15 protein-coding genes are annotated in these 16846 nt (G+C 39.3%); 7 read left to right on the forward strand and 8 right to left on the reverse strand.

Annotated elements, in window-relative coordinates; genetic code table 11:
* Window positions 1-345: 345 nt before the first annotated feature.
* From Q0P34_RS04595 to Q0P34_RS04620, 6 genes are all read left to right on the forward strand, one after another.
* Complete coding sequence (locus tag Q0P34_RS04595; RefSeq protein WP_294953544.1) at window positions 346-546, forward strand: LysR family transcriptional regulator; 201 nt, start codon at window positions 346-348, stop codon at window positions 544-546.
* Window positions 533-1621, forward strand: coding sequence for a site-specific integrase (locus Q0P34_RS04600; protein ID WP_294953546.1), 1089 nt, complete (start codon window positions 533-535; stop codon window positions 1619-1621). The genes Q0P34_RS04595 and Q0P34_RS04600 overlap by 14 nt, the downstream gene beginning before the upstream one ends.
* On the forward strand, window positions 1611-1943 hold the full coding sequence (locus Q0P34_RS04605) for a hypothetical protein (protein WP_294953549.1): 333 nt from the start codon (window positions 1611-1613) through the stop codon (window positions 1941-1943). The genes Q0P34_RS04600 and Q0P34_RS04605 overlap by 11 nt, the downstream gene beginning before the upstream one ends.
* A gap of 136 nt (window positions 1944-2079) precedes the next feature.
* On the forward strand, window positions 2080-3054 hold the full coding sequence (locus Q0P34_RS04610; RefSeq protein WP_294953552.1) for an AAA family ATPase: 975 nt from the start codon (window positions 2080-2082) through the stop codon (window positions 3052-3054).
* A gap of 301 nt (window positions 3055-3355) precedes the next feature.
* Window positions 3356-4513 (forward strand): plasmid recombination protein, encoded by a 1158-nt coding sequence (locus tag Q0P34_RS04615; RefSeq protein ID WP_366783662.1) that lies wholly within the window; start codon window positions 3356-3358, stop codon window positions 4511-4513.
* A 9-nt stretch (window positions 4514-4522) separates the two neighbouring features.
* Entirely contained in the window at window positions 4523-4900 is a 378-nt protein-coding gene (locus Q0P34_RS04620) for a TnpV protein (RefSeq protein WP_294953555.1), read from the forward strand.
* 42 nt (window positions 4901-4942) lie between these two features.
* Here the strand turns inward: Q0P34_RS04620 and Q0P34_RS04625 are convergent, their stop codons facing one another.
* From Q0P34_RS04625 to Q0P34_RS04650, 6 genes are read right to left on the reverse strand one after another with little or no spacing between them, the layout of a single operon-like run.
* Window positions 4943-6841, reverse strand: coding sequence for a hypothetical protein (locus Q0P34_RS04625; RefSeq protein WP_294953558.1), 1899 nt, complete (start codon window positions 6839-6841; stop codon window positions 4943-4945).
* A 6-nt stretch (window positions 6842-6847) separates the two neighbouring features.
* Window positions 6848-8401, reverse strand: a complete 1554-nt coding sequence (locus Q0P34_RS04630; RefSeq protein WP_294953561.1) for an ATP-binding protein — start codon at window positions 8399-8401, stop codon at window positions 6848-6850.
* A 10-nt stretch (window positions 8402-8411) separates the two neighbouring features.
* Entirely contained in the window at window positions 8412-10121 is a 1710-nt protein-coding gene (locus Q0P34_RS04635) for an ATP-binding protein (RefSeq protein WP_294953564.1), read from the reverse strand.
* 15 nt (window positions 10122-10136) lie between these two features.
* The gene (locus Q0P34_RS04640) at window positions 10137-11306 is read right to left on the reverse strand and encodes a DNA double-strand break repair nuclease NurA (RefSeq protein WP_294953567.1); all 1170 of its coding nucleotides are present in this window, start codon (window positions 11304-11306) and stop codon (window positions 10137-10139) included.
* Window positions 11307-11309: 3 nt separating this feature from the next.
* A complete protein-coding gene (locus tag Q0P34_RS04645; protein WP_294953570.1) occupies window positions 11310-12215 on the reverse strand; it encodes a nucleotidyl transferase AbiEii/AbiGii toxin family protein in 906 nt (301 codons plus the stop codon).
* Window positions 12208-12813 (reverse strand): abortive phage infection protein, encoded by a 606-nt coding sequence (locus Q0P34_RS04650; protein WP_294953573.1) that lies wholly within the window; start codon window positions 12811-12813, stop codon window positions 12208-12210. The genes Q0P34_RS04645 and Q0P34_RS04650 overlap by 8 nt, the downstream gene beginning before the upstream one ends.
* 1127 nt (window positions 12814-13940) lie before the next feature.
* On the opposite strand from Q0P34_RS04650, the gene tnpA reads away from it, so the two are divergent.
* The gene (gene tnpA, locus Q0P34_RS04655; protein WP_294953575.1) at window positions 13941-14423 is read left to right on the forward strand and encodes an IS200/IS605 family transposase; all 483 of its coding nucleotides are present in this window, start codon (window positions 13941-13943) and stop codon (window positions 14421-14423) included.
* 140 nt (window positions 14424-14563) lie between these two features.
* On the opposite strand, the gene Q0P34_RS04660 is transcribed toward tnpA, so the two are convergent.
* Together Q0P34_RS04660 and Q0P34_RS04665 are read right to left on the reverse strand one after the other, a co-directional pair.
* Window positions 14564-15658 carry a HigA family addiction module antitoxin gene (locus tag Q0P34_RS04660; RefSeq protein ID WP_294953578.1) on the reverse strand — a complete coding sequence of 365 codons (1095 nt, stop codon included), beginning with the start codon at window positions 15656-15658 and terminating at the stop codon, window positions 14564-14566.
* Complete coding sequence (locus Q0P34_RS04665) at window positions 15642-15998, reverse strand: hypothetical protein (protein WP_294953581.1); 357 nt, start codon at window positions 15996-15998, stop codon at window positions 15642-15644. The genes Q0P34_RS04660 and Q0P34_RS04665 overlap by 17 nt, the downstream gene beginning before the upstream one ends.
* Window positions 15999-16846 lie beyond the last annotated feature (848 nt).

Genomic DNA, 16846 nt, shown 5'->3' on the forward strand with positions numbered 1-16846 from the left:
CGGAAAAAGTGAATTCTTTCGCTAATAGCCATAAAAGCACCTCTTTTCAAGTGTTCACATATAGTATAGCAGAAATGTTTAGTGGTGTCAAGAGAAATCAAAACAAAAAAGTTTAGTATTTTCTTGCAAGCCACTTGACAAAAGCAAATATGCTTAGTATAATGATATAGAACTAAGCAATTACGCTTAGTAAAATTGAATGACCGTCCAAGTGTGATATGATTTTGTCAAGACCTCCGAGTGGCGACGGAGCGAGCGAAACAACGCCGCTGAAACAGCAGGGGTAGGAACGGCACTTGGGTAAAACGGCACCCCATTATACTAACCGAAGAAAGGAGGAAACTTATGGGACAACAGTTTATGCGAGTAGAAGAAGTCGCTGAGATTCTCGATGTTTCAACCTCGTATGCCTACAAAGTCATACGAGAGCTGAACGAGGAACTGAAGCGTAAAGGCTTTATTACCATATCAGGAAGAGTCAACAGAGAGTATTTTAATGAAAGGCTGTACCAAGCCAGAAAGGAGAACAAAAATGCCTGTTTATAAAAATGAAGATAACGGCACTTGGTATGTTTTAACACGATATGTAGATTGGAAAGGCGAGCGCAAACAGAAATGTAAGCGAGGTTTTGAAACCAAACGAGAGGCTCAGGAGTGGGAGCGAGTATTTAAGCAGCAAAGTGCTGCCGATATGGATATGAACTTTTCCGCCTTTGTTGAGCTTTATATAAAGGACATAAAACCTCGCTTAAAAGAAAACACTTGGCTGACCAAAAAGCATATCATTGAAACCAAGATTTTACCCTATTTTGAAAAGAAAAATGTCAGTGAGATCACCACAAAGGATGTAATCGCTTGGCAGAATGAATTGCTCGCTTTTCGTGATGAAAAGAAGAAGCCGTATTCACAGACCTATCTCAAAACCGTCCACAATCAGCTTAGTGCTATATTTAACCACGCTGTAAGGCATTATGACCTTCGTTCCAATCCCGCCGCAAAAGCCGGTAATATGGGCACAGAGGAACGCAAGGAAATGAAGTTTTGGACGAAAGAAGAGTACAAGAAGTTTGCCGATGAAATGATGGACAAGCCCGTATCCTATTACGCGTTTGAAATGCTTTACTGGTGTGGCATTCGTGAGGGCGAGTTACTCGCTCTGACTGCGGGGGACTTCGACTTTGAAAAAGGTACTGTTACGATCAGCAAATCCTATCAGCGTTTGCACGGCGAAGATGTCATTACCACACCGAAAACAAGGAAAAGCAACCGCACGATAAAAATGCCGCAGTTTCTCTGTGAGGAAATGCAGGATTATATCGGTATGCTATACGGATACAAAAAGAAAGATCGTATATTCCCCATTTCAAAGAATTATCTGCACCGAGAAATGGATCGTGGCTCAAGCGCCGCAGGGGTGAAGCGTATCCGCATTCACGACTTGCGCCATAGCCATATTTCCCTGCTCATAGATATGGGCTTTTCTGCGGTGGCAATTGCCGACCGTGTTGGTCACGAAAGCATTGAGATCACTTACCGCTATGCACACCTATTCCCGTCAAAGCAGACGGAAATGGCAAAGAAACTTGAATATGAAAGGATGGATATTGAAAATGTCCGCTAAAAATCTTGATCGTCACAACCGTTGGAGGAGCAAAACAATCGCTTTTCGTATGTCGCCACAGGAGGCTGATGTTTTGGACAGTAATGTCAGAATATCGGGACTGACAAAGCAGGATTATCTTTGTGCCCGTGCCCTGCAGCAGCAAATAACGGTGGTCGGCAATCCGAGAGTCTATAAGGCCCTGCGAAACGAGCTTGCCGCCGTCCTCGATGAGCTTAAACGCATCGAAGCCGGCGCAAATGTTCACGATGACTTGCTCGACCGTATTGAGCAGATTAACACCACGTTATATGGAATGAAGGAACGAAAGGATGGCATATAAAACCGAAAAGACTGTTCCCATTGTATCTGTTGGCGCAGATACGGAACAGTCTTCTCAAAAATGTATTGCAAATATTATAACCTATGACTCCTCCAATTTCAATAGTTTTGAGAAAAATTGAAAGGAGGCAACGCCTATGGCAGAATTAAAAATCATCAGTATGGATGAAGTGCCCGTCGAAGAAGTGGAATGGCTGTGGTATCCCTATATCCCGTATGGGAAACTGACCATTATTCACGGTGACGGCGGCGAAGGTAAAACAACGCTGATACTGCGATTAGCGGCGCTTTTGTCAAGTGGAGAAAAACTACCCTGCGACGACACCGAGCGCGATCCTATCAAGGTAATATATCAAACCGCAGAGGATGGGCTTGGGGATACCATCAAGCCCCGCCTTCTTGCCGGTAATGCAGACTGCTCACAAATCAAGGTGATCGACGAATCTGAGGCGGCATTGACGATGCTTGACGAGAGAGTAGAAAAGGCTATTGCAGAAACGGGTGCAAGGGTAATGATTTTAGATCCAATGCAAGCCTATATCGGCGCAAAGGTAGATATGAACCGAGCAAATGAAGTCCGTGCCATTCTCTCTCAGCTTGGCAGGATCGCTGAGAAATACCGTTGTGCGATTATACTTGTTGGACACTTAAACAAGGCACAGGGTAACAAATCCAATTACAGAGGTCTTGGCTCCATAGACTTTCAAGCAGCAGCAAGAAGCGTGCTTGTAGTCGGCAGAGTAAAGGACAAGCCGGAGATACGAGTGGCGGCACATCAAAAATCTTCCCTCGCACCGGAAGGCAAGCCAATCGCATTTGAACTGAGGGAAACCAACGGCTTCAAGTGGCTCGGTCATTATGATATTTCTATCGACGATCTTCTCAGCGGTATCAGTCGTGAGAAGAAATCCGATATGGCTGAAAGCCTTATCGTTGACTGCCTATACGGCGGAAAGTACCCGCAACAAACCTTGCTGCAAAAAGCGCAGAGTTTGGGTATCTCCAAACGAGTGCTCGATGAAGCAAAGAAAACTCTGCGTGTGCGATCTGTTAAGGAAGGCAGTGTGTGGTATTGGCAACTACCCGAAGAAAAAGAGAGTGGCGACCTGTAAGGTTGCAACATTGCAAAGGTGGGGGCTTTCGCAATCTTGCAATGTTCTTTTTCGGCAGGTATGCCAATACGAAGTTTAGGCGGGGTGCAGAGTGCCCTTTTCAAAGGGCGGTTCTGCTGGGGAGTTGTCCGCAGACAACGGGGCAACGCCCCGCAACCCCCCTCGGAGAGCGCAATAGCAGCTTTTGATGGCAGAAGGCTGTCAAAAGTGCTTTTGCGTTACTCTTGACAAGAGTAACAGAACCGAGAACGGTAAAATTTTGGAGATTGGAGGTAATAAAATGCAAAGAACGATAAGTGCAATGGTCGGTAAAGGCTCTGTCAATCATAACAGCCGCAAGTTCAAAGCGGAAAATGTTGACGATAACCGAACACATCTCAATATCGACTACTGCAATGAAAATATCAAAAAAGTCTATCATGAATTGTTTGACGAAGCACTTAAAAGGTACAACAATAAACAGACAAGAGCCGACCGTAAGATAGAAAACTATTATGAAAAAATCCGTAATTCAAAGCAAGAAAAACCGTTTCATGAACTCATTTTGCAGATAGGCGATAAGGAAAATATGAGTGCTGAAAGCGAAAACGGAGAGCTTGCAAGACAAATTTTAGATGAATATTACAGTGGATTTCAAGAGAGAAACCCCAACTTAAAAGTGTTCTCTGCTCATCTTCATATGGACGAAGCAACACCGCATTTGCACATTGATTTTGTACCGTTTACCAGCGGAAGCAAGCGTGGACTTGAAACAAGAGTATCTCTAAAACAGGCTCTTGCCGCCCAAGGTTTTAAGGGCGGAACCCGTGGAGATACCGAGTGGAACCAATGGGTAAGCGCAGAAAAATCCGCACTTGCATTTGTTATGGAGCGTCACGGGATTGAATGGGAACACAAGGGTACTCACGAAAAACACTTGTCTGTTTTGGATTACAAAAAACAGGAGCGAGAAAAAGAAATTGCTGTATTGGACAACCAACTTGCCGAGAAAAAAGACGAGTTTCGTGTTATGGCTGACCGCATTGAGAACTTCGATAACGGAGAAAAATCCTTGCAGAAACTTGATGGAAGCATAATGAATGAGCCTGAATATCAGTTGCCTGAACCGCCTGCAATGATGTCGGCAAGAACTTATAAGGCAAAGTTTGTTGAACCGCTTATAGCCCGATTTAAGTCTTTAATAAGCACCTTATTTGCACGATATTTCAAGGCGTTGGACAGTTACCACAGATTGAACATCACAAACGGAAACCTATATCGTGAAAATGAAAAGCTATCGAAAGTTAATGAAAAATTATCACGAGAGAATGAAAATCTGCGTGCGGAAAACAGGGATTACAAACTTCTCCGCAAAGTATTTGGTCATAAACAGATTGACAATTTGCTTGATAGTGCAAAGTTGGAAAAACAGTCTAAACAGCGTGAAAAACGCTTTAGAAATTATAAAGATGAAAGGTAGGAAAACACAATGAAACAGCATTTTACAGACGAAAAAACGGGAATCCGCTACACCTTGCAGGGAGATTATTATCTGCCCGACCTTGCGTTACCCGCTGAAGAACAACAGCCAATCGGTATATGGGGACAACGACATTTGCGACACATCAAGCAAAACCGAAGGGTGTTATACACCAATCTGCTGACCAGCGGCAAGTTAAACAGTTACCTTGCTGATATTGACAAACAGGCGGAAGAAATGTTTTCCCGGCTGGTGAAACAGATGGCAGAGCGTGAGGGTGTGACCGAACAACTCAAAGTCGATAATCAAATGGCGTGGGTTGGTCGAATGAACAACATCCGCAGCAGAGCCACCGAGGTCGTGAATACAGATTTTATTTACACCTAACTGGTAAAAAGCGGCAGGGATTTTGCTCTCTGCCGCCGTTTTTTATTGGTTGTTTTCTGTATCATCACGGGTGATTTTATAGTACGCTAAGACATCGTTAATCTCTTTGTCGTCGCATACAAAATCGCCATCCTTAAACTTGTTTAAGGCAATGATTGCTTTTGCTTTTTCTAGTTTATCTGGAGGTAATGCCTTGAATTTCTCCCACCACTCATTCGTTAAATCGCAATCGTGTTTTGTTACGGTAGTGTATCTATCAGCAAGACGATTACGAAGATCGGCATCGTAGATTCTACGATATATGATGAAAGTTTCGGGCATCCATAGAATTTTCATAAACTCATCAATATCACATCCAAATGCTTCTTCAAAGAAATCAACGCCACGTCCAATTTTCCCTTTTGTAGAATTAAGCACGGCTTGGACTGCACGAATGAATTTTCTGTTCCAATGCTTACCGATGTAGTCACGGTTCATAAAGAACTCTTTATCATTTATCGGATGATACTTCATCGGAAATGAATATATGCTTGCGCCGAGTTCTTCGCATAAGTCAACATTCATTCTTAGACGATAATATAATTCTTCCGGTTTATCCTCAAAATTATAAAGAAGATAGTTTGAAAGGTTTTTTATTCCGCTTTTAACGGCTGTACGGATAGACTTTTCATATATGTCCCTAAGACTCCAGTGGTCAAATGCTATGCGCAAAGGCTGAATGTTCACTTCTGCCAGTTTTTTCATATTTGCTTCAGTAATTAGACGTGAATCGATGCCTTGATTGAAGTCAACAATACGTTTTCTTTTTGAAGGTTTATGGGTTTTTTCATACAATGGGCGCACATATTCATCCAAACCTAATATATCTTCTTTGGATGCAGTATAATAGTAAAGGCAATGAGCTTCTTCCAATTTAAGATACAGTTCTGTTTTTTCTGTATCATCTTTCAGCTTTCCCATTATCTCTTTGTAAATAGAAATGGCTTTACGTATATATGCACGATCATTGTAGGAATCCTTGAGATTATTGATTGTCACATCGTATTCATTGGGTGGTGTGTAAGTTGCACCTGTACCAAAGCCACATTCTTTAATTTCATCAATGATTTGGTCGTAACACTTAGATGCCAAAACATTATTATCAAGTAAAAGCAAATCTTTTCTTGCGCCGAAACGTTTATCTGTAAATTCAATCCGATTTTTCAGATTGATATAGTCACAATACTGTGGTTCCAATTTCGGTACAGCACAGAACTTGCACTTGTTGACGCAGCCTCTTGTCATATATGCAAAATAAGCATTGTTTGCAGGGTAAACGTAGTCTATCTCTTCAAGGATAGAGTAATCAAGAGGTAGTTCATCAATAATTAGCTTATTGCCAGGATCAATATCCCCCGGATGATTCAATAAGCCAACAAAAGGTTCGATCCCTGTAGCGGCATACACCTCGTCTTTTAAGAGGGATGACATAATACCGCCTACCATAACATCTTCGGGTTTCTTACAAAGCTGCTTTGCGAAGTTAATAGTATCAATTGTAATGTCCCAATAAAATGTAAATAGCGTGGTGATGCCAACCTTATCAAATCTTGGCTTTGTGAAGTACTCTTTGTCTTTATATTTTTTACGATATTCTTTTACTGCATCTAAGACAATCTCATCTTCAAAGATGGGATCGGCCTCAAGAATTGCATATTTACCGAGTTTTATAAATTCAAAAAGCGTAGGATAATAGTTCTTCCAAAATATTTCAGGAAGAATAATAGAAAGATGATTGATAAGATCATCGCAAATTAGCTCCACCGCTAAGGAACGCATATCGCCTTTATAAAAACGGACATCATCGCCAACCATACGATAATAGGTTGCCAATTTCATTAGTCCCATCGGTGGGTATTTATTTTTGTAATTAGGCTCAATGAGCAAGACTTTTCTATTCATAGGGTATTATCTCATCTCTTCTTTAATTTTATCGATAATCTGCTCGGCAATATCTTTTGGAGCAATATCGGTGATAATGGACAAAATTTTACTTACTAATTTGCGTTCACTTCTTGATAGTTTAGACATAGAACTTGTAACAAACGACTTTTTCTTATCGTCATCATCAACTACCACAGTAGTCGTTTCGGCTTTTTTCTTCAGCTTATCAGCCTCATATTTCTGTCCAATGCTCTTTCTAACTTCCGATAAGGGAGAATTGCTGTCGGTGGTATCAAGTTTGTCCAAACGTTTACGGGCATCTTCGGCACTTTTCTTAGCTTTATCAATATCAAACTGAAGTTTTTGGCGTTCTTCCTCGTTGACAAAGCCTTGTTCTTTTTCCTTCTTTTGATATTCGGCGACCTTGCTAAGATATTCTTCTTGTCGTTTATAGTCATTTTTAACACGATTAGCTTCATAATAAAGCTTGTGTAGTACATCGTAGAAATACTCTCTCAACAGATCTTCAAACAAAACGCGGGTCTCGTTTTCGTTAAAATAATCACGCTGAGAGTTCGGGATAAGATTACGGTTTGCCGCAAACACTTCACCTACAAAATAATAATTGCCACGATTTTCTTTGAAAAGCGGTTGTAAGGTATCGTCGCCTCCGAGTTGAATATTTGCACTTCTTACACGCAACCCACGCATATGATTTATGCTTGGAATTTGTTTTTCAAAGCGTGACAAACCTACCCACATCCAAGCAATTAAATTGCCGGAAGCATCTCGAAAATCCTTGAATTCCAAACGGGAAATCTCATCGTAATTCTTCAAGGAAGCACCGCTTTGTTCTTTGAGCTTAGTCGTATATTCTTTAAAAATTTGCGAACCGTTCACTCTAACGCAATATTCATCGATGGTATAACCGATCGACTTAGCATAGCTATAAATCTGATTGCGAAGAATAAAGGTGTTTTTGTATGGAACCGGAACAACAAAACTAAGATATTCACGAACCTTTGTGTCATTCAATAAGTCTGTATTCTCTTTGTTAATATTAAACATCTCAACTTCAAAATAGTGTTCATCTTTTGTTTCGGGTTCGGTTGAATACGTTATGATAGCATCCCAAATTTCATCAAGAGTGTATTTCTTGTTTTCAACAAGCATTGTTCTCATCTTCTGTGCATCACAAGTCATAATGGACTTTGTACTTTCACCAAGGTAACTCGTTGTAAATTTTAATGTTTTACAATATGCCAACCCACAAAGACGACCAATACCACGAAAGCCTTTATTTTTGCCGATTTCCTTATTGCTATTAGCAATGTCTCCAACATCTTCGATGAAATCGTCCGCTTTGACACCGGTAGCATTATCTTTAATACTTATGTATCGTTTCTTGCTATCCGTGTATATATCAACATATCCCTCATCAGCAGACAAGATACCCTCTCTTATTGCAAGGTCGATTTGGTCGCAAGCATTTTGTATATATTCTCTGTAGATAACCTTGGAGTCAGAGTACATACCCGTCGTGAGGTTATCAAGTATGTTTTTACCTACTGTCGCCATAACTATCTCCTTACTTAAATTGCTTATAAATCGGTTTCGGGAACTTGATATTAAGCAATGAACGGAAAATCGGATTTTGAATAATGTATTCGCCCTGTTTCAGGCGAGTCATCATAGTCTTATAAACGGATGGAATACTCTTATAATCGCTCTTGGTGACTTCAATTGAGTTTGTACGACCGTAAGCGTGGGTAGAACAGTTACCTGTAACTCTATCGTGAATAGCGCTTCTGAACTGTTCTGCGGCAAAGAGCACTACACCAAGAGAACGTCCACGTTCTGCAACATCAAGTACTTGACGAAGAATAGGAGAGTTCTTAGGTGTTTCCTTAGAAGCATACTTGTTCAACTCGTCAATAAAAATTACAACTCTTGAAGGCGGATTTACGCCTTCTTCGCCGGCATACTGACCCAACTGTAAATCATAGATTGTACGGATTGCATCGCCGAATACATATGCCTGCTTATCTTCGGAGAGCTTAGCAATATCAATAACATGCACTTCGTTTTTCTTAATGTATTTGAGGGCATCCCCAATACGGGTTTCACCTTCATCTTCACGAATATCCCTTGCGAAAATCTTATTATCAGTAATGCTCTTATTAATGATGCGATAGAATTTTCTCCAGCTCGCCACAGGGATTTCTTTGTCTTTTCCAGAAGTTTCGGTAGAACACTTTTCTTTTACTGCTTCAAGGAATTCCTGCCAATCACTGACTTGATTAAATTTACCTTGTCCCGACATAATATAGCTGATGATAGATTCCATTGTTTGAGTGGAGTCATCAATATTGGCAAACATCAAATCGAGATTCTCTTTGTCATACTTATAAATGTATTTGTACTTTTTTGCTTTCTTCTTTTTGATATTATCCTCAACTTCTTCTGGCGTCATATATGTGTTCCAATGACGGGTTTTTGGGATAGAGTAAGGATAATAGTACTGAACATTCTTGAAAGGTTCAGCAGCCAATCCCAACTTTTCGTATTTAGCAAAAGTATCCTTTCGAGCCTGCTCAGGATTACGCTCATCAGAGAAGTCGTTTAACTGATCAATAGCAAGCAAGTCCTTACCTTTTACATTAAATAGTACAAATGCAACACTGTCTTCGTCCTCGTTTTGGGGATCCTTCTTCATATAGCTGTCTTGTATAGCCTTCAAAAGAAACATCGCATAAGAAGTCTTGGAAGCAAGACCGGAGATACCCGAAATGTTCAAATGAGCACCTTCGGGGCCAATAATGAATTTTGAGTTGAGATTTACAGGGAGTGTAACTTTCTCACACCCTTTTGTACCCTCATACATTTCAAGATAACCACACACAAGCGGATTACGGATATCATTAAGTCCAAGAGCGTAGTTAATTTCTTCGGCAGTTGCCAACATTACTTTTGCGTTGCTTTGAAGAGGAATATAAATATTTTCGGTATTGCAAACAACCTTGGCGGTAACATAATTCATCCCTACACGCAGGGTGTTTTCTTCAGCGTTAACATCACCAAAATCACTTGAAATAAAGTTGGTAAGAAAACTAGCGGCATCGGTGATATGTGCAATATCTTCGATAACGCCATAGGAAAATGAATTATTAACGTGCTGTACCTTTACGATATCAAACGGATTTAAGATAAGTTTGGGATCCGTCCAAAATGTAAAATTATCAATTGTTGTTGGATTCTTTTCTGTCGCCAACACACGACCTATAATCGTATTAGACATTTTTATTTATCCTCCTCAAAACAGATGTAAGAACATTTCTGTGCTGATGTATTTGCTTTTTACGTAAGACTCGGTCAAAAATACGGGATATAAATGATTCGCCCAACGACGATCAGTACCATAGCAAGTAGGGTTGCGTTCGTTGATAATGTTGGCGGAAATCAGATCGATAACATCACTATCGATACCGTTTTCTATTTCTTCATCCATCATTATTTTTTCGACTTTAACTACCCCGTCAAACGGTGTTTGTGTTCTGCGTTTATCCCGTAAACGGATATACCAAACGCCAAATTGAACATCACCTAAAAACTCACGATTTTCGTATCTCGCTACGGGAGTTCTGTGGAACACGGGCAAGTCAGCTATATAGTTGGAATTCGGTTTGCCCGTATGATCAAGGCAACTTTCGGGATTAAATGACTTTGAAACACCGATCACCCAACTGTAATTATGCTTGATTTTTTGGAGCGTTCTCAAATCTTCTCGACCGGACTTCATAACCTTATATTCAAGAGAACCATCTTTGAGCAAATAGGCATCTTGCCCCAAACGCTTGTCCTTTACCAATTCAGCAACCATTCGTTTTTCGGCTTCAATCATATAGTCTTGTATAACGCCGACCGCCAAATTATCAAGTTTAGTATCGGGATAGCCTGCCTTTGATGTCGAATACGGAATGATGGCGGAAAAATGCAATCCCAAACGCTTTAATTCTTCGCTTTCGTTTAACTTTTTGACTTTGGCTGCAAAATAAGCAGCATCATCCCAACCGTCAGCGTTTGCCTTATCAGGAAGAGCTAAAACCAATTCACGATAGAAGCGTTCCTTTGACATACGCTTATTTTCACGCTTGCAACAGCCAATACCGATTTGTCCTGCTACAACGGGGAAAACCTGCTTGTTATATGCAATGTCATCCACCTTAAAAACGTGGCGTGAACCATCAAGAAAATATTTAAGTAAGGGCTTTTCGCCCACGGATTGCAATTGATCTGCTAAAGGCTTAAGGTCGATTGGCTTCTTGGGAAAACCTGTTTCACCGGAATCTTTCCATTTCATTACTTTGTTAGGATCATCGTCATAATCAATGGAAGGTAAGCCAATTGAGTCGTAACTATACTTGTAGGTATGGTAGCTTTTTCCTTTGGTTTCCTTTTCGATAATCTCCATTATTTTTGGCATTGATTACACTCCCTTCTTCCATTGATTTTCAGCAGCGATCCATTTATCTGTATACTCAATTGTATCCACCGACGCCGTGAATGGCTTTATAAGAAACGCTTTTATTGTTTTTAGAACGATACTGTAATCATCAGTTTTAGTATCAATCTTACGGGTGAAGGCTTTCCACTTTTTCTGCATTGCTCCATCTCTGTCAAAGTCCATTACCTGCTCAAACTGTTCAACGGTAAAGCTATGTCCACGGTTTTCAAAGGTCTTTTTCAGTGCTTCCGTCAGCGTTGCTCCGTCAAAATCAAATTTATTGGCAAGATAGTAAATATCGTAATAATCCTTCATTCGGCTTGAAAATTCCATTAGACTGAGAATAGCGTCTATCTTCTCGGCAATGGTTGTTTCAAGTGAGTATGTATTTACTGTCGGGGCGTCAAAGTCGGAAAGCTGTGTCGGGATTTTTCGTTTTTCCTGTTTCGGTACGATGACATCCCCCACACCGAAATCAATACTGAACGGTGTTTTGGTGTTTTTAATGCGGGCGACCACCGATGCGCCAATACCCGCATACTTTTTGGCAACAGCAATAGGGACAACATCTTTAATCTCAAAAGTGATAAAGTCGTGTCCGGTAGGTGTTGCAATAATTTCCTCCAACACAGCTTTTAACTGCTCCGGCGTATTTGGTATTTGGCGGAGCAAAAAGTCCACATCAACTGTTACTCGGCTGTCAAAGTCGGTAAGGGAATAGATAAACAATCCGCCTTTCAGCACAAGATTTTCTGCATATTTGGATTTTTCCAAACGGCGCAGAAATTCCTCTTGGCAAAAGAGCTGCAGACAAAGCTGATAACTTCTTCCGCTTTCGGCAGCCTTATTTTTCAGTCGTGCAAGCACAGATGCAGCAATATCAGCCATTAAGCAGTACCTCCATCAATTCGGTGACCTTTTTGTATACACGAAGTTTTTTTGCGTATGCAGAAAGGTTGTTCAGATTTTTCTTTGTATCGTTAGCGTAAGCATTAAGCGCTTTATTAAAAATCTCGTTGTCGAGTTTTGAACGGTATTTGAAACAATCGCAGATGGTGCGTTCACGGTCATATACAGGCAGGGTAACGCCATCGAAATCATCTGTAGTTTTTCCCAAATCGTACAGTTCCGCCTGAACATAGTAAGGTTGCAGAGCGAGAACATCCACATTCAGTTTTGTTCTCGACATAGAACGAGGGATTGCGATTGACCACTTGCGTGGAGCAAAGTCACTGTATCCGTAATGAAAAAGTGCTGATTCAACGCAGACAATTCCTTTCGGTACGAGGGTGGCAAGAAGCTGTTCCTCGGAAACCGCACTTTTTTCAGCAAGTTCATAATAACCGTGACGCACACGATTAAGAAAGCCGGCGTTGCACAGATTTACAACATCGGCCGCTCTGATTCCGGCAGCGACAAAGTCAGCAGATTTTGCAATGCCGCCTTTATTGATAATGACTTCTTTTACTTGCTCTCGGATGTCCACTCTCTCACCTTCTTTCAACTATAAAATTCAAGCACACAAAAATAGTATATGTGCTCGAATTTATTATAGCACGAAAAGAAAAAGTTTGCAATAATAATTACGCACAAAATATTGAAATCTGTACGTAAAATTTTAATTTGCTATTGCAATAAGAAAGATTATACGCTATAATATTAGCATACCACTTCCATATTATCCACGGTGATATTATTCTTGTTATCAACCTCGATAACAAAATGATAACAAGGGCATTTTTGCAAAGGATAATACAGATACATCGTAAAATCAAAACAGAGAGACTAACGAAAAACAAAATTACATAAACAGAATTGTTTAGTCCTCGTCGAGTGGGAATAAAATGTGCTAAATATTAGTGCGATAGCATAGTAATTAGTGTTAACAATCAGTTACGCTATCTTTAAAAGACGGTCAACTGCACAGACCGTTTATCAAAAGTGCTAATCTCTAAACTGCTTATCGAGTTAAAAAGGCAGTGTGTTATTCTTGCACCAAAAAGAACTCTGTTATTTAGGCAATGAAGAGCAATCCTAACCGTGGTTCAAATTGGCTGATTTGCCCTTACTCTGTGTTAAAAATACTCAGAATACAAAAAGTATTCCTGCGTTTTTGTGCCTTGATTAAGAATAAATCAGCACAATTTGAACTCGCAGACCAAAAATGCTTGAAGTAAAGATGAATTTTGGATTTTGAGATGGAAGCCTTGCTGACGCAAGGCGACAGCGAAAATTTCAAAAGTCGCTTTAATTCTGCATTTTTGGCAGGTTCGGATTACTCTTTATTGCCTAGCAGGGCTAAAAGATAAAGCAAAGAGCCAAGGATTGACCTTGGCTCTTTTTCATTGTCCAGCAATGGTTGATAACCCCCGGTTCTACCGGGGGAATAGAAAGCTTTAGTAAAAATAAGAACGGTGAGCTTAATGCAAGCCGAGGGTATTGGCGAAAAAATAACCTCCAAGTATAACAACCTCACGAAAAAATAACTAAATCAAAGATTTAGATTATTTCGGAGAACGTTGCCTCACTCTGTTTCGCATTTTCACGCTCACAGAGATGAGTAAATAGAAACGGTTTGGCAGCCGCGTTACTAAAATACAGGAGGTTAAAAGCATGATAAAAAAGAACTCAAACAACGAAATAAAAACATTGTCGCACTCGACATACAGGTGTCAGTATCACATAGTGTTCGCACCAAAATATCGCAGAAAAGAGATATACGGAAAATTAAGAAAAGATATCGGAGAAATAATCCGTAAATTGTGCGAACAGAAAGGCGTAGAAATCATAGAGGCAGAAGCCTATAAAGACCATATACACCTTTTGGTATCAATACCACCGTACATAAGTGTAACGCAATTCATGGGATATCTCAAGGGAAAAAGCACATTGATGATTTTCGACCGACACGCAAATTTAAAGTATAAGTACGGCAACCGACATTTTTGGTGTAGGGGATACTATGTTGATACAGTCGGTCGAAACAAGAAAGTGATAGAAAAGTACATACAAAATCAACTTGAGGAAGATTTTGCAAATGACCAAATTTCACTTAAAGAGTATGTAGACCCGTTCACGGGTAACAAGAATAAGTAAGCAAAAATAAACAGCCCCACGAGAGGGGCTGCTTGAAACAGTAATGCGATGCCAAACTTCAGTGCCGACTTTCAGTCGGAAAGCCAGTAGGCGGCCCTTATAGGGCCTGTGCAAACCACCAGTTCAACTGGTGGTTATGATTAAGCGATAATTGTATATTTGATTTTGTATAATCCGCCTCTGTTTGGTGCTATATAATTGTCATGTTGAAGCCTTCCAAATATAACACCTGGATGAACACCTATTTGTTTTGCAAAATTAACTATGGCAGGATCAGAAAGATTTCTATTGTTAATGAATGATTGGTACAAGTCCTCTGGTATTAGAGTTTCTTGTGCAAACTTATCTGCTTCTGCTTCAAGTTGTTCATTTGAGTATGCTGTATTAATTTCTTGTCCGCTAATGAATATTTGTTTGTGCTTTTGCTGCAGAACATGTTTTATCTCATGGAACAATGAAAACCAAAAGGTATCGGCTGATTTTCTTCTATCATTCAATGCCAGTATTACCTTATCTTTGTTAATCCACTTTACAGCACCATTTACGCCCGAGTTCTTTAAATATGGTAATAATACAAAAGTTACTCCACATTCTGAAAAGATTTCTTTTAATCTTGGTAAGAATATTTGTGGAGATTGAAGCGTCATTGATCTTATTTCCGAGAGATAAGATTTGAGTTTTTTGGCATCAAAATCTGAAACTTGCATATTCCTACCAATATTAATAGCCGTTTGCAACCATGCCCTAGAATTAATGATGTTTTTATCGTTAAATGTTTGAGTGGCGGTTCTATAGTTTACAAGGAAATCTGGTGTTAAAAGGATATCCAAACTTGAAATTTGAAAAAACTGCCTCAAATTAGTAATCTTGTCTTCGATTTTTCTTGCTTCTGAAACCAGACCTAAACTTACAAAATACTTATAGTCTATCATATATGCGATGTTTTTTTGTTGATCTAATTGCTTTGCTTCTTCAATTTCAATTAGTTTTTTCTCATATGTTGTTTGAAGATTCAACCACAACTCAACACTGGTTCCAAGCATATTGGATAATTTATGTGCAATATCATTAGACAAATTTATTTCACCATTCACTAATTTACTAATGGTCTTAGCGGTAGTTCCAAGTCTAATTGCAAATTCTTCTTGAGTAATTTCAAGTTCTTCAATTGTTTCTTGAATATAATAACCGGGATGAAAAGCCATTATCTCTTTATATTCAACATTGTTTGTCATAATGATTACTAACCTCCTTGATTAAGATAATTTTTATGTTTTTTATATTGGGCGTTACATCTCCTTTACTTATAAGATTATTTTTAGAATCTTGTGGGATAATATGAATTCTATATCCAGTTCTGCCTACATATATTGCCCACTGGTCTTTGTATTCATTGTCTAAGTCGTGAAAATGGAATGACGGATAGTTTTTTATATCTAAAAGAGAATCTGCATTCTCGATAAAGTTTATTATTGATGATAGTTTTTTATATACTTTTGAATCCATTATTTTCAAAGCATATTTTCTATCTTTACACAGATTTTTCACATGTGTACTGTCATAATTAATGGTCAAGGGGAACCTCCTCCCGATAAAATTACCTTTTTGGTAATTTTATTTTAACACAATTCGTTAAGAAAGTAAAGAGGTTTTACTAATAATATATTAGGTGTTGTCAATATAATTGTCAAACAAAATAGGAACATAGGGTAAATAATGTCACAGTGGGTATGCGGAATATAGTACATATTTTAAATGTTGGATTGCATTTTTTCATATTCTTTGTTACAATATATTTGCCAATAGATTGTGAAATATTATGGCTGTTATCAAGGTTGATAACAAATTGATAACAGTACATCGGCAACGATGGATAATATGGATACATCAAATAATCAGGTGCAAAAAGAGATAAAAATTCTAAACAAAAAAGTTTAGAATCACACCTTTATTGCAGAATGGGAGTAAAATGTGCTAAATATTAGTGCGATAGCATAGTAATTTGTGTAAATAATTCGCCTGTTGTTAGTGCGAGTAATTAGTTACGCTATCTTTAAAAGACGGTCAACTGCACAGACCGTTTATCAAAAGTGCTAATCTCTAAACTGCTTATCGAGTTAAAAAGGCAGTGTGTTATTCTTGCACCAAAAAGAACCCTGTTATATAGCAGGGCTAAAAGCAAAACAAAGAGCCGAGGATTGACCTTGGCTCTTTTGCATTGACAGAGATTTACGAATAAGGTATAATCAAAAACGGACAAAGGAAACTGTCGTAAAACGGTAGGCGGTTAGCCCTTATTTATCAGGGGGCAATGCCCTCTAATAATGGTTAGGGGGTGATGCTATGGAATATCTTGCATTTGTTGTAGTTATTCTTTTCGCAGCCACAGGCTACATATTAAGCATAAAAAAATAACCGCCCTG

This window comes from uncultured Eubacterium sp. (genome assembly GCF_945980375.1).
In the GTDB taxonomy this organism is placed as follows: Bacteria; Bacillota; Clostridia; order Oscillospirales; family Acutalibacteraceae; genus Eubacterium_R.